The following is a 13,643-nucleotide window of genomic DNA, read 5'->3' as shown; positions in this document are numbered from 1 at the left end:
GGGCGGACAGGCGAACGGACGGCCGTCCCGATCAGTAGCGGTAGCTGTCGGGCTTGTAGGGGCCGGCCTTGGGCACGCCGATGTAGGCTGCCTGCGTGTCGGTGAGCTCGGAGAGCTGGGCATTGAGCTTCTTGAGCTGCAGGCGCGCGACCTTCTCGTCGAGGTGCTTGGGCAGCACGTAGACCTTGCCCACGTCGTAGGAGTCGGCGTGGCAGAAGAGCTCGATCTGCGCGAGGGTCTGGTTGGCGAAGCTGCTGCTCATCACGTAGCTCGGGTGGCCGGTGGCACAGCCCAGGTTCACGAGGCGTCCGCGCGCCAGCAGGATGATGCGGTGGCCGTCCTCGAAGATGACGTGGTCGACCTGCGGCTTGATCTCTTCCCAGCGGCAGTGCTTTTCCAGCTCGGCCACCTGGATTTCGTTGTCGAAGTGGCCGATGTTGCAGACGATGGACTGGTCCTGCATCCGCGCCATGTGCTCGTAGCGGATGACATCGCGGTTGCCGGTGGTGGTGACGAAGATGTCGGCCTTGTCGGCGGCGTATTCCATGGTGACGACGCGGTAGCCTTCCATGGCGGCCTGCAGAGCGCAGATGGGGTCGATCTCGGTCACCCAGACCTGGGCAGAGAGTGCCCGCAGGGCCTGTGCGCAGCCCTTGCCCACATCGCCATAGCCGCACACCACGGCGATCTTGCCGGCCACCATCACGTCGGTGGCGCGCTTGATGCCGTCGACCAGCGACTCGCGGCAGCCGTACAGGTTGTCGAACTTGCTCTTGGTGACGCTGTCGTTGACGTTGATGGCGCGGAAGCGCAGCGTGCCCTTGGCGGACATTTCCTTGAGGCGGTGCACGCCGGTGGTGGTTTCTTCGGTCACGCCGAGGATCTGGGCGCTCTTGCGGCTGTACCAGCTTGCGTCGGCGGCCAGGTGGCTGCGGATGGCGGCAAACAGAATGCGTTCTTCCTCGCTCGCCGGATGATCGAGCACGCTGGCGTCCTGCTCGGCCTGCATGCCCAGGTGCATCAGCAGCGTGGCATCGCCCCCGTCGTCCAGGATCATGTTGGGGCCTTCGCCTTCCGTGCCGGCTGCGCCGAATTCGAAGATGCGGTGGGTGTAGTCCCAGTACTGCTCCAGCGTTTCGCCCTTGATGGCAAACACCGGCGTGCCTCCGGCCGCGATGGCGGCGGCAGCATGGTCCTGGGTCGAGAAGATGTTGCACGAAGCCCAGCGCACCTGGGCACCGAGCGCCTGCAGCGTCTCGATGAGCACGGCGGTCTGGATGGTCATGTGCAGGCTGCCGGCAATGCGTGCGCCCTTGAGCGGCTGGCGGGCCGCGTATTCTTCGCGGATGGCCACCAGGCCAGGCATTTCGGTTTCGGCGATGCGGATTTCCTTGCGGCCCCAGTCGGCGAGCTGGATGTCGGCGATGGCGCTGTCGGAAGGGGCCACGGGAGCGTGGGGGGCATTCATGGGAGACTCCTGAAAAACGGTAATGACTACCGGTACGGAGTTCCTGAAGGAACACGCAGGCTCACCGCACCGGATCAAGGGGGGTGAGCGTCGTTGAGGAAATGATGCCAAGCCTGACACCGGATGGCTCTGCACGGGGCCCGGTGTTGCAACGCTCCTTGGAAGGAGCCCGATTATAGCGGCGCCCCGTATGCCCCGCCAGCTGCCCGGCCCTTGCCCCGCGCGCTCACCACTCATGCCGGAGGGAATGCTCGCCCGGCGCCAGCGACAGCATGTCGCCGTAGATGCCGATGAGCCCCATCAGATAGGGCAGCAGCGTCCCCAGAAAGTACAGCAGCGGCAGCAGCATGGCCGAGCCCCATGAGACCAGCAGCATCAGGACGCTCACATGCAGGGGGAGTGCCACCACCACAAAGCCGAGCGAGAGCCCCGTGGCCAGCACTTTATGCCACAGCGGAATGGGAAACACGTACAGGATGATGCCGTGCAGCAGCGGCGTGACGAACAGCAGCGTGCCTGCCACCTGCACCACGTCTTCGGCAAAATGGGCCAGCGTGAGCGGCAGGCGGGCGGGCCAGAACCAGAAGTACACCAGCGCACTGACCTGCATGAGCACCAGCAGGCGCAGCAGATAGATGAGCGGCAGCCGCTCGCGCGACAGCCGCAGGGACAGCCCAAAGGCTGCGGCGCTCACCACCACCCAGCCCCACCATTGCGTGCCCGTGGGCAGGGGGGTGTCGAGCCGGATGCGCAGCGGTGCCTCGTCCCACGGCAGGCGCGGCGGCAGGCGCTGCAGACTCAGGCCGGGCAGATCGATCCGCGTGAGCCAGAACTGCAGCCCCTCGAACCACCAGCGGGCAATGGAGGGCCAGAGCTGCCATACCAGCGCCAGCATCGCTGCCGTGAGCAGCACATTGCCGACCACGGTCGTGGCACGCAGCGGATAGCGTCGGCTGGCCCGCGGAGGTGGAGGCCGGCTGAAGGGCGAATGGGGAGGACCGGCCGGCATGGACTGCAGCGCTGCGGGAGCCGCTCAGAAATCGGCAAAAAGCCCGGCCGTGACGCCCTGACGGCGATAGTAGGGATTGACGTAGTGCTCGCCGCCCACGACAAAGCCCATGCGCGGCGTGATCCACTGGCGCCAGGAGGCCGTGGTCACGCGGCTGTAGAAATCGAATGCCCTGCCAGCATCCTGCCCGGCGGGCAGGTAGCCCTCATGCCCCACGTCGTGCCGCAGCGTGAGGTAGTAATGGCGGGCCTGTCCGTAGGTGACGGCACCGAACCATCGGCGCGTGGTGACGGAGCCGGGGCTGGAGGTGTTGACCACCACGCCGGTCTGGGCCACGAGCGGCAGATCGGCAAAGTAATAGGACCCGCTGAGGGTGGCGGCACGGTCGTGGTGGACGCCATCGCCGCTGCGCGACCACATGAGTCCCAGCCCGGTGACGAGCTGCCGGCGCTCCAGCCACTTGCGGTACACCGACAGGTCGGTGCGCACACGGGGCATGTAGCTGGCAGAGCCAGCGCTCAGGCCGGCCGAGCCATACCAGTCGGGCGTCAGGTCGCGCGTGTAGGCAATGCTGCCCAGAGTACCCTGCTCGCCGAAGTGCCGCTGGGCATCGAGTTCCCACGCCAGGGTGCCCTGGGTCCCGAAGCCGTGCGTGCCCTTGACGTAGCCATCGCGCCAGCTGGCGCTGCCGTCGCTGAGCCCGGCATGGCTGCCGCCGATCTCGATCTCGTGGGCGGTGGCTGCAGCCACTGCCTCCACGGGCGCGGTGGTTTCGGCTGCCGTGGCCGCAGGCACCACAGGGGTTGCAGCGGCGGGGGCCACGGCTGGCGTGTCGGCGGCTTCGGCGGCCAGCGCCGACCCCGCACACACGGTGGCCAGCAGCAGCCCGACGGGGCGGAACAGGGAAACAGACAGGGACATACGCATGGGACAACGCTTCAGGCAGGAAGAACGGAAGGAACGCTGCGGGGTGCGGCAGGCGGCTCGGCGGCCTGGGGAGGCACCGCCCCGCCACGTCGCACCCCCTGCGCCACCAGCCGGGCAATGCGCTGGCCGGTCTGGCCATCCCCGAAGGGATTGACGGGCGTCTGCATCCGCTGCCGGGCCGCTGCATCGCGCAGCAGCTCCAGGGTGTGCGCGGCGACCTGGCGGCGGTCGGTGCCGACGAGGCGCCCCGCACCGCTCGAAATGAGTTCGGGTCGTTCCGTGACGTTGCGCAGCACGAGCACCGGCCGGTGCAGCGAGGCGCCCTCTTCCTGCACGCCGCCAGAGTCGGACAGCAGCACGTCGGAATGTACCATCAGCGAGACCATGGACGGATAGTCCTGGGGCGCCACCAGCAGCCAGCGGCGACGCACGGCCTCGGGCACGGCGTCGTGCACGGTGCGCACGGCCTGCTGCACGGCGGGATTGGGGTGCAGGGGCCAGACCACGGCCAGCCCGGGTTCGGCCAGCAGAATGTCGTTGACGGCACTGGCGATCTGGCTCATGGCCTCCCAGTTTTCCCGCCGGTGGGCGGTCACGAGCACCAGGCGGTTGCAGCCCGTGCGGGCAAACCAGTCGAGCGCAGGCACATCGAGGGGCGCGCCCTCCTCGGCCATGCGGCGCAGGCGGGCATCGGCCCAGCGCACGGCATCGACCACGGTGTTGCCGACCTCGAACACGCCCTCCTCCAGCCCCTCGCGGCGCAGATTGGACACGGCCCGGGCCGTGGGCGCGAAGTGCCAGGTGGCCAGCTGCCCGATGAGGCGGCGGTTCATTTCCTCGGGGAAGGGCTCATAGATCTGCCCCGACCGCAGCCCTGCCTCGACGTGCCCCACGGGAATGCGCTGGTAGAACGCGGCGAGTGCCGCCATGGCCGCGCTGCTGGTGTCGCCGTGCACCAGCACGGCCGAGGGACGCCAGTCCGTGAGCTGGGCAGTGATGATGTCGAGCAGCTCGGCCGAGAGCGCAGCCAGCCCCGGCTGCCGGCGCTCCAGCGTCAGGCTGGCGTGGGGCACGAGGCCGAAGAAGCGGTAGAGCGGCAGGGCCATCTCCTCGTCATGCTGGCCGGTATGCAGGATCCGCACGGGAACACCCAGCCGCTGCAGACACAGGGCCACCGGGGCCATCTTGATGATCTCGGGCCGTGTGCCCATGGCCAGCACGACCGGCGCGCTATGAAGGGTATGCATGTTCTTTTCCTCCCTGTAGGGGCACGAGGCCCTGTGACATTCTTGTGATGTTCGTGACTGCAGCTCATCGTGCATGCGGCAGGCGCACGCGGATGTCCTTTCCTGAGAGGACCGTGATGCGCCATTGGTTCCCATGGGCGTCGATCCGGACCTGTCCGGAGAGCACCTCCGGCCGGCCGAACCGTGCCTGGGGCACCCACCAGCTCATCTGCGCCAGCGTCTGCGGTGCGGATGCGGACAGCACGTCTCCCTCCGCCGCAAGGGTGTGCGTCCATTGGACCGCTTCGCGCCGGTTCATGAAATCCGCCATCTGGGTGAGCGTGAACCAGCGGCAGTCACCGGCGAGCCGGCAGGCACGCATCTCCTGCACGAAGGTCCGCACGGCCGGCAGCACCATGACGGCGCCCGGCGGATGGAAATACACCAGCCGCACGGCCTGGTTCTCCCGCACGAAACGGACCACGGCCCCCAGCCAGTCGCTGTAGAGCGCCAATGGTACGCCCTCTTGGTGCACGTCCTCGGCCGTGGCAAGCTCCCCCATGGTGAGCACCGGGAACATCCACAGTGTGGGGCTGAGGCGCTCCTGCCCCAGCCAGGTGCGGGTGGTGCCCATGCCGATGTCGCCGGTGAGATACAGGCCCAGAAAGTGGTGCTGCTCGAGCCAGCGCAGGGTCCAGCGCGGCGTGTTGCCAACCGGCGCTGAATATTCGCGCGGAGCGTAGCCAAGCACCGCGGTCAGGGCCTGCTGGTTGAGGTCGAGATACTGCACGTACTCGGGGCCGTTGCTGTCGTTGATGCGCTCGCCGAAGTAGTTGTGGATCCAGCCGCCATGGTCGCCGATGGCATTGCCCCTGCGCGCCAGATCCTGGATGAGGGCCCGCACCTCGGGATTGGCCGGCACGTTCATGCCGGCGCCATCGCCGGGGTGGTAGACATCGGGCCCGGCGGTGAAGTGGTAGGAGTACGGCCCTTCGTCGAGCACTCCAGCTTTCTGCAGCTCCTGCAGTGCAGGAATGGCGGGAGTCGAATCGACGTGCCAGTTCAGCACGATGCCGCCCTTGCCGTCCGGCGTATTGGCCAGACGTGGCCAGCCGAGCATGTCCTGCACGAAATAGCGCAGCATGCCCGACAGAAAGATGCCGTCGGTGCGCTGCTTGAGATAGCCGATGGGCAGGTTGACGAACAGCGTCTCGCCCTTGCCCAGCACCTGCCGCGACAGGATGGGGTAGCCCTGCTCGGAGTGCAGCAGCACCTGCGTCGGCTGGCCCCGCGTGACCAGCACCGGGAAGGTCTGCCCCTCATCGCCCTGCCGGTAGCCGTTGACGGCCACTTCGCGGCTCATGGGCCGCCCGCTGAACATCACCGAGTCATGCTGGAAATCGGCATGAAGATCAAGATACCGGCCCGGCGGAATCTGCAGATGCTCCATCATGGCGGCCGAACCCCGGATCTGGCTCGATGTGGTCATGCCCGCGTGCAGCGTGTCATAGAGGCCATACTGCATCCCCGTCAGGTCCGAGAAGCGCGACGCTCCGGGCGCATAGTGCCCCTGCCCGTCCAGCAGGCCGGCGTCGTACACCAGCATCAGCCGCGTGCCGGCACGCACCTGTTCGCGCAGCAGGCGTACCGCCGTGTCATCGAGGCTGCGTTGAAAAGTGTCGGGCACGATGAGCGCAGGCCACTGCCGGTGGTGCCGCGTGACGGCGCGCGCCCACTCGCTCACCGCCAGCACCTGGAGCTGCACCCCCTCCTCGGAGGCAGCGTCGCGCCACATGCGGGCCTGCGGCGCGCTGGCGGACATGCCGTCCGGCACCAGCAGCACGACTGCCCCCTCCTGCACCGGCGCGGCACGCTGGTCCTGCCACGCAAAATAGCCCAGAGCCAGCACCACAAGGGCCAGCATCACCTCCCAGCGCAGAAATTGGGGACGCGTCGCAGTCATGCCCCCTCCCCCCTGCCGGTGGCGGGACACAGTTCGGGCGCCACGGCCGGAACGATGCCCTGCAGCGCCAGCGCATCTTCCACTGCCTGATCGAGCACAGTCCAGTACGCCGTGGGCCATACGGCACGGGCCCGCAGCCGCCAGCAGCCGGCCGCCCGTGGCACGGTGGTATGCATGGCCCAGGCCACGATGCCCCACGGATAGGGGTCGGCCGTGCGTTCCAGCCATGCCCGCCCGTACAGGGCAAGCCAGGCTGCCGCCTCCGCCTGCAGCGCCGGTGCATCGATGAGCCCCTCGCGCCACCGATAGGTCGGCGCCACAGCATGCGGATAGAACGCCGGCCCTTCCGCATAGGCCGGATCGGCGGGCGACCAGAGTCCCGGCCCGTGATGGAACGTATGCTCCATGGCACGCTGCAGCGCTGCGGCTTCCTGCCGCTGGCCCGCAGCCAGCAAGGCCGAATGCACCTCGGCGTTGTCCATGAGATAGGCCGGGCCTTCTCCTGCATGGGCCCGGTACAGCCCATCCGGGCGGCGCAGCTGGCGCAGCAGGGCATGGGCCCGGCGGTCGGCCACATCCGCAGACGCGTGCATCGCTGCCGGCAGCAGGTCGCGGCTGCGCGCCAGCAGCTCGATGAGCGAAGCCGCCATGGCATCGTCCGCATCCGCCGGAGCACAGGCTCGCCATACCCCGTCCGCACCGCAGAACCGGGCGATGCGGCCATCGGCCCCCTGCCGGGGCAGCAGCCAGCGCAGCCAGCCCACCACCAGTGCATCGGCCTGCCGGTTGCCCGCACGGCGCTCGATGATCAGCGCCTGCGTGGCGAAATAGGGGTCGATCTCGGGCTGGCCGGGGAGCGAGGCGTGGCCACGGGAACGGATCCGCAGGGCGCCGTCGGGCGTGACAAAGGCGGACAGCCCCGGCGATGCGGCCGCTGCAGGCGCGCCGGCGACACCTTCAGCACCGGCCGCCTGCGCCTGGCCACTGCCGAACGCCAGGGCGGTGCCCAGCCCCAGGCACGCCACCAGCAGGGAAGTCCGTGGCGCCTTCATGCAGCCTCCGCCTCCACCCGTCCCTGGATCAGCGCCCAGATCACGCCATGCACGGTGGTGCCTTCACCCACCACGATGCGCCGGGCCGACACACTGACGGGTTGGTCGGCCCAGCCCAGCGCGCAATGCGCCGCGATGTGCAGCGACTCCTGCACCGACACGGTCCCGCGCAGACGCCCGCCCGGCCCCACGGCCATGCGGTCCATGCCGAACACCGTGCCAGTCACCAGACAGCCACGCGCCATGCGCACCTGTCCATGCACCTTGGCGCTGCCATCGAGCACGCTGGATTCCTCCATCACGAGATCGCCATGCACCACCTGACTGCCCTGCAGCGTCTGTCCGCGCGGGATCGTGAGCGACCCCGCGTGGGTGGTCGGGCGCTCATCGAAGGCCACATGCACCCCCAGGGCATCGGGACGATCCTCCAGCCACGGCCCCCGTCCAAAACGGATGCAGCTTCCCTGCACACGGTAAAACCGCTGGCCTGCCGCCAGCCTCACGGGCCCCGCCGCGCCATCGACATCAAGGCTGCCGTCCGAGAGGGGAATCAGCGCCGAGCCCAGCGGATCGACCTCCACGGGATCTGCATCGCGGTTGCGCCACAGCTCCCAGAACGCGGGAACGAGCGGCAGCACAAACCAGACCAGTGTCAGCACAAGCAGCAGAATGGCCCAGCCCCAGGAAGGCAGATTCATGCCGCCCTCCCTTCCGTCGCAGGCACGGCAGCCGGGCCGGGTGCAGCGGCATGTCCGGCAGGCAGTCCTCCCGGCGCGGGCAATGCCGGCGACAGGCCCCCCCCAGAAACCGGCACGCTGCCCGGCAAGGCCGCTGCCCCCTGCGAACGGCGGTAGCGGGCCGTCTTGTCCCACTGAAACTGCCGGTTCAGCAGGCGGTCGAGCACCATCAGGTCGAGCGTCGCCTTGGTGATGCTGACCACGCTCACCAGAAAGCCCTCGCCCAGCAGGGGCAACAGCCGCAGCCGCCCCCGGTGTCCATCCAGATGCACGGCCGCTGCCACCTCGAAGAACGCAGCAAAGTTGCCGAAGCACGAAAACACCATCACCGTGGCAAGCGACAGATATGCCAGCACATTCGCCCCCTGCTCCCCATAGAACATCAGCAGGGCCAGCATCCATCCCAGCATCTGGATGGGGGCCATGATGTAGACGCCCAGCAGCGCCGTGGCGTCGATCCGCGTCACAAAGGGCATGGTGCGCTGGCGCAGCACGCGCCAGCCGTGACGGGCGAGTGCCTGGTTGTGCCCCTTGGCCCAGCGGCCGATCTGGCGGGCCCGCACCGCCCAGCTCTGGGGCACTTCCTCGTAGCACTCGGCATGGTTGATGTAGACCGTGCGCCAGCCGGTGCGCAGCAGCCGGAAGGTCAGATCCGTGTCCTCGGCCAGCACGTCGTCGTGCCAGCCTCCGGCATCGGCCAGCGCACGCAGCCGGATACCGCCCACGGTGCCGCCATACTGGGGCACGCCCACAATGTTCTCCCGCGCCTGCTGGTCGACCTGGTAGCCGCCCGAACGTTCGAGGTCGAGAATGCGCGTGAGCAGATTGACCCCCGCGTTCTGCGGCACCACGCGCCCCATCACGCAGCCCACCTCCGGATCGAAGAATGGCGCCAGAATCTGCTTGAGCAGACTGCGGCTGGGGGTGTAATCGGCATCGAAGACCACAATGATGTCCCCGAGCCCGTGGTCGCGCACGATCTGCGTGGCGTCCTTGAGGGCTGCCGCCTTGCCCGGCTTGCCGTCCTTGCGGTGAAAGGGCCGGATGCGCCCGGGATAGCGGCGCACATAGGACTCGATGATGTCGTAGGTTCCGTCGCTGGAGCGGTCATTGACCGGCATGAGCGTCAGCAGTTCGTGCGGATAGTCCACCGCGAGCAGCGATTCGAGGCAGTCGGCAATCACCTCCTCCTCGTTGTGCGCTGCAATGAACACCGTCACCCGGGGCCAGGGCCCGAGCGCCACGGGCGCATACAGCCCGCGCTGCCTCCCGAACAGCCGCTGCAGGGAAAACATGACATGGCGCGCGGTATAGAAGGCGAGCAGCACCACGATGCCCATCAGGGCACCGCGCAGCACTTCCCAGAATCCGGACGACAGCCCCATCATGCCCTGTCTTCCCTCCTTGCAACCATTGCCCACCGACATGGCACCTGCATCGGAGCTGCCATTCCCAGGGCCTGCCCCTCATGACGCATCGCAGACAGAATGTCCCGACGGGGAGCCCTTGCCAGCATGAGAAGCTGCATGCATGTACATGTCCTTCCTTAAAACTGGCGGTCATGACATTGTAGAAGTGCAGTGCATCCGCTCCCGGTGCGAACCGTTCCCATCATGGTTTCTTCCTGTGAAATCCCCCTCACTTTGCGTCATCTCAAGGAGAGATGTTTCCGCAACGCAACGCCAGCCGAGCGGAGCAACCCCATGATTTGAATCATCTTTTATGCATCAAACCAGCCGCTCCACAAGGCCAGAAACCCTCTTTGCCCCCCCAGACGACATCCCCTCACTGGGCGGCGCACTCAGAACAGCCCTCCCGGCTGCGCCCCTTCGGGCTGGAGCACGCCCAGGTGCCGGTAGGCGGCCGATGTGGCGATCCGTCCGCGCGGGGTGCGCTGCAGGAAGCCCTGCTGGATCAGGTAGGGCTCGATCACATCCTCGATGGTGCCGGGCTCCTCCCCGATGCTTGCCGCAATGTTGTCGAGTCCCACCGGCCCGCCATCGAAACGGTGCACCACGGCCTCCAGCAGCTTGCGGTCCATCAGGTCGAAGCCCTGGGGATCGACATCGAGCATGGCCAGTGCCCTGCGGGCCATGTCCAGCGTGATGCGCCCGGTGCCCTTCACATCGGCATAGTCGCGCACCCGACGCAGCAGGCGGTTGGCAATGCGCGGGGTGCCGCGGCTGCGGCGCGCGATCTCGAAGGCGCCTTCGGCGTCGATGGGCGCCTCCATGAGACGCGCACTGCGGGTGACGATGGCGGCCAGTTCCTCCGGCGTGTAGAACTCCAGCCGCGACACGATTCCGAAGCGGTCCCGCAGCGGATTGGTGAGCATGCCCGCGCGCGTGGTGGCTCCGACCAGGGTAAAGGGCTGCAGGTCGAGCTTGATCGAGCGGGCCGCCGGGCCCTCGCCGATCATGATGTCGATCTGGTAGTCCTCCAGCGCCGGGTAGAGGATTTCTTCGACCACCGGACTCAGTCGGTGGATCTCGTCGATGAACAGCACATCGTTGGGCTCGAGGTTCGTGAGCAGGGCTGCCAGGTCCTTGGGCTTTTCGAGCACGGGGCCACTCGTCTGACGCAGGTTCACGCCCAGCTCATGCGCAATGATGTGCGACAGCGTGGTCTTGCCCAGCCCCGGCGGACCGAACAGCAGCACATGGTCGAGCGCCTCGCCCCGCTTGCGGGCCGCACCGATGAAGATCTCGAGCTGCTCGCGCACCTTGTGCTGCCCCACATATTCATCGAGCAGGCGCGGACGCAGGGCGCGTTCAAGCACCTCCTCGCCCGTCGACACGGGGGCAGCCGACACCATGCGCGGTGCCGGTTCGGAATCCAGGGTGGAAAGACTGTCGGTATGCAGGGGCATGGGGGTATCCATCGGCGCCCACCGGGGGCGAAACACAGGCCGCCCATTGTCGGCCAGATGGGCGCGGTTGTGCAAAGCCCCCATCCCCCAGCATCCCCTCCGGAGGCAGGTCATGCCGCACGACACCCGGATGACATATTCGCGTCACGCAAATGTCATCTAGGCGTCACGTTTTTCCTGTAGCATGCGCAACCGCTCTGCGGCTCCAGTTCGGCTGTTGGCGTGGTACATCGAAGCCCGCTGGCGGCGGCACCGTCTGCTCGGTGCCCTACGGTCTTTCCGCCTTACCCCACTCCCTCAGGCCCATGCCCTCCCTCTCCCTGTGCCCTTGGCGCGCCCGCTGCGCGCGCCATCCCTTTCTTGTGCCGGGCGTGCTGCTGGCGCTGTGGCTGCTGGCCACCATTGGGATACGCCCCCTCGCCATGCCGGACGAAGGGCGCTACGGCAGCGTGGCCCTGCACATGCTGCTCAGCGGGGACTGGATCACCCCACGCCTCGACGGCATGCCCTTCTTTCACAAGCCTCCGCTGTACTACTGGCTTGCTGCCGGAGCCATGCAGCTGCTGGGGGCGGCACCCTGGGTCGCCCGCTTGCCCGCTGCCCTGGCCGCCTGGACCATGAGCATGGGCACCTACCTTTTCCTGCGCAGCCATGCCGGCCCGCGCATTGCCGGCCGGACCCTGCTCGTGCTCGCCACCATGCCGCTGCTGTTCGGGGGTGGGCAATACCTGAATCTGGACATGCTGGTCGGCGCGCTCATCAGCGTCACCATTCTGGCGGGCGCCCATGCCGTGCTGCAGGCGCAACGGCAGCGCCCGTTCCGCCGCTGGGTCTGGATCGCCTACGGACTGGCCGGACTGGGCGTGCTGGCCAAGGGCCTGATCGGCATTGTGCTGCCCGGCGGGGTGCTGCTGGTGTGGCTGGCCTGGCAGCGGCGCGGAGCCGATATCCTGCGACTGCTTTCGCCCGTGGGCATGGGGCTCTTTGCGGTCGTGGTGCTGCCATGGTATGGAGCCATGGAACAGCGCTTTCCGGGCTTCTTTCACTATTTCTTCGTCTACCAGCAGTTCCAGCGCTTTGCCGCAGGCGGCTTCAACAATGCCCACCCGGCCTGGTTCTATCCCGCCACGCTGATCCTCATGTGCCTGCCCTGGACCCTCTGGTTCCTGCGCCCGCTCTGGCGCCGGTCCTCCGGCCCGGCGGCACGCAGTCTGCCGGCTATGGGAGCCTGGGGCCGCCCCGTCCCGCCCGACAGCGCCGCCGGCCTCGACCGCCTGGCCGTGGTCTGGCTGCTGCTCATTCTTCTTTTCTTCTCCATGCCCGAATCCAAGCTGGTGGGCTACATCCTGCCCGTGCTGCCGGCCTGGGCCTTCCTGGTGGTGCGCATCGGGATGGGCATCTCGAGCGAACAGCCCCGCAGTTCTTCAGCCTCAGCCGAGCAGATGGCAGCGAATGCCTGCAGCCCCTCCCCGCGGCTGGTCGGTGCCACGGTGCTGGGCGCAGTGGCGCTGTGCCTGGCCACGGTGATCGCCATCACGCTCATGCGCCCGCAGCCTGCCGCTGCTGCCGCACGCTGGCTCGCCCCGCGCCTGCAGCCGGGCGATCAGGTGGTCATGCTCGACAGCCTGGCCTCCGACCTGCAGTTCCATCTGGCCAAGCCCACCCCCTCCTGGATCGTCAGCGTATGGGACGACCCCGAAGCCATGTGGGGCGACACCTGGCGCAAGGAGCTATGGGATGCCGGGGAGTTCGATCCCGCCGTCCGGCAAGACAACCTGCTCACCTTCACGCAGTTCCGCCAGCGCCTGTGCAGCCCCACACTGACCCACACCCTGTGGCTCTGGGGCAGTGTCGATGTGGAACGCACTCTGCCGCTGCTGGCCCATGCTCCGCTCGTGTGGCAGGCCCCCGCCTCGGACCGCGACCACCGCCGGCTGTGGCAGCTCACTCCGGCAGATGCCCACCGGCTGGCCGGATGCCCCGCGCCGGTCTCACGATAGGACGAGGCTAAGAACGTGTTCACGATCCGATAGCAGATTCAGAGAGAATCGATGGATGCGCACCAAGACCTACCCCAGCGACATCAGCCGCGCCCAGTTTGCCCACATCCTGCCCTTGCTGGAAACTGCCCGTCGCAAGACCAAGCCCAGGACGGTGGATCTGTACGAGGTGTTTTGCGCTGTGCTGTACCTGCTGCGCACGGGCTGCCAGTGGCGAGCGCTGCCCAGTGACTTTCCCAAGTGGCGTACGGTGCATTCGTACTTTGCCAAGTGGAGCGAGGTGGACAGGGATGGGGTGAGCCTGCTCGAGCAGGCATTAAAAAAATCAGGTTGGCGCGGCCCGCAAGAGACTGGGGCGCAGCGCCTCAAGCAAGTTCTTGATCTGCGACGCG

Annotated in this window: 10 protein-coding genes, 1 pseudogene and 1 riboswitch; of the genes and pseudogenes, 2 read left to right on the top strand and 9 right to left on the bottom strand. The window is 67.6% G+C overall.

Features of this window, described 5'->3' with window-relative positions:
• Positions 1-31: 31 nt before the first annotated feature.
• From ahcY to ruvB, 9 genes are all read right to left on the bottom strand, one after another.
• Entirely contained in the window at positions 32-1,468 is a 1,437-nt protein-coding gene (ahcY, locus tag ACE3P9_RS09070; protein WP_374493511.1) for an adenosylhomocysteinase, read from the bottom strand.
• Between the two features lie 78 nt (positions 1,469-1,546).
• A riboswitch (S-adenosyl-L-homocysteine riboswitch) is annotated at positions 1,547-1,634 on the bottom strand.
• A gap of 60 nt (positions 1,635-1,694) precedes the next feature.
• Positions 1,695-2,477, bottom strand: coding sequence for a hypothetical protein (locus ACE3P9_RS09065; protein ID WP_374493508.1), 783 nt, complete (start codon positions 2,475-2,477; stop codon positions 1,695-1,697).
• 24 nt (positions 2,478-2,501) lie between these two features.
• The gene (locus ACE3P9_RS09060; protein WP_374493506.1) at positions 2,502-3,404 is read right to left on the bottom strand and encodes a YaiO family outer membrane beta-barrel protein; all 903 of its coding nucleotides are present in this window, start codon (positions 3,402-3,404) and stop codon (positions 2,502-2,504) included.
• An 11-nt stretch (positions 3,405-3,415) separates the two neighbouring features.
• A complete protein-coding gene (gene wecB / locus ACE3P9_RS09055) occupies positions 3,416-4,651 on the bottom strand; it encodes a non-hydrolyzing UDP-N-acetylglucosamine 2-epimerase (protein ID WP_374493504.1) in 1,236 nt (411 codons plus the stop codon).
• A gap of 64 nt (positions 4,652-4,715) precedes the next feature.
• Positions 4,716-6,593 (bottom strand): hypothetical protein, encoded by a 1,878-nt coding sequence (locus tag ACE3P9_RS09050; protein ID WP_374493502.1) that lies wholly within the window; start codon positions 6,591-6,593, stop codon positions 4,716-4,718.
• On the bottom strand, positions 6,590-7,645 hold the full coding sequence (locus ACE3P9_RS09045; RefSeq protein WP_374493501.1) for a hypothetical protein: 1,056 nt from the start codon (positions 7,643-7,645) through the stop codon (positions 6,590-6,592). Before ACE3P9_RS09045 ends, ACE3P9_RS09050 begins: the two co-directional genes overlap by 4 nt.
• A complete protein-coding gene (locus tag ACE3P9_RS09040) occupies positions 7,642-8,343 on the bottom strand; it encodes a hypothetical protein (RefSeq protein ID WP_374493499.1) in 702 nt (233 codons plus the stop codon). The genes ACE3P9_RS09045 and ACE3P9_RS09040 overlap by 4 nt, the downstream gene beginning before the upstream one ends.
• On the bottom strand, positions 8,340-9,770 hold the full coding sequence (locus tag ACE3P9_RS09035; protein WP_374493498.1) for a glycosyltransferase family 2 protein: 1,431 nt from the start codon (positions 9,768-9,770) through the stop codon (positions 8,340-8,342). Before ACE3P9_RS09035 ends, ACE3P9_RS09040 begins: the two co-directional genes overlap by 4 nt.
• 413 nt (positions 9,771-10,183) lie before the next feature.
• Positions 10,184-11,251: a Holliday junction branch migration DNA helicase RuvB gene (gene ruvB, locus ACE3P9_RS09030; protein ID WP_374493495.1), complete on the bottom strand. Its 1,068-nt coding sequence runs from the start codon at positions 11,249-11,251 to the stop codon at positions 10,184-10,186.
• Positions 11,252-11,556: 305 nt separating this feature from the next.
• Between ruvB and ACE3P9_RS09025 the strand changes: the two genes are divergently transcribed.
• Positions 11,557-13,251, top strand: coding sequence for an ArnT family glycosyltransferase (locus tag ACE3P9_RS09025; RefSeq protein ID WP_374493494.1), 1,695 nt, complete (start codon positions 11,557-11,559; stop codon positions 13,249-13,251).
• 55 nt (positions 13,252-13,306) lie between these two features.
• Positions 13,307-13,643, top strand: a pseudogene (locus ACE3P9_RS09020) (transposase); the annotation flags it as partial.

Origin of the sequence: Allobrachymonas sp., assembly GCF_041912815.1 — a bacterium.
Lineage (GTDB): Bacteria > Pseudomonadota > Gammaproteobacteria > Burkholderiales > Burkholderiaceae_C > Brachymonas.
The sequence above is the reverse complement of the archived record's forward strand: the minus strand, read 5'-3'. Positions and strand labels throughout refer to the sequence as shown.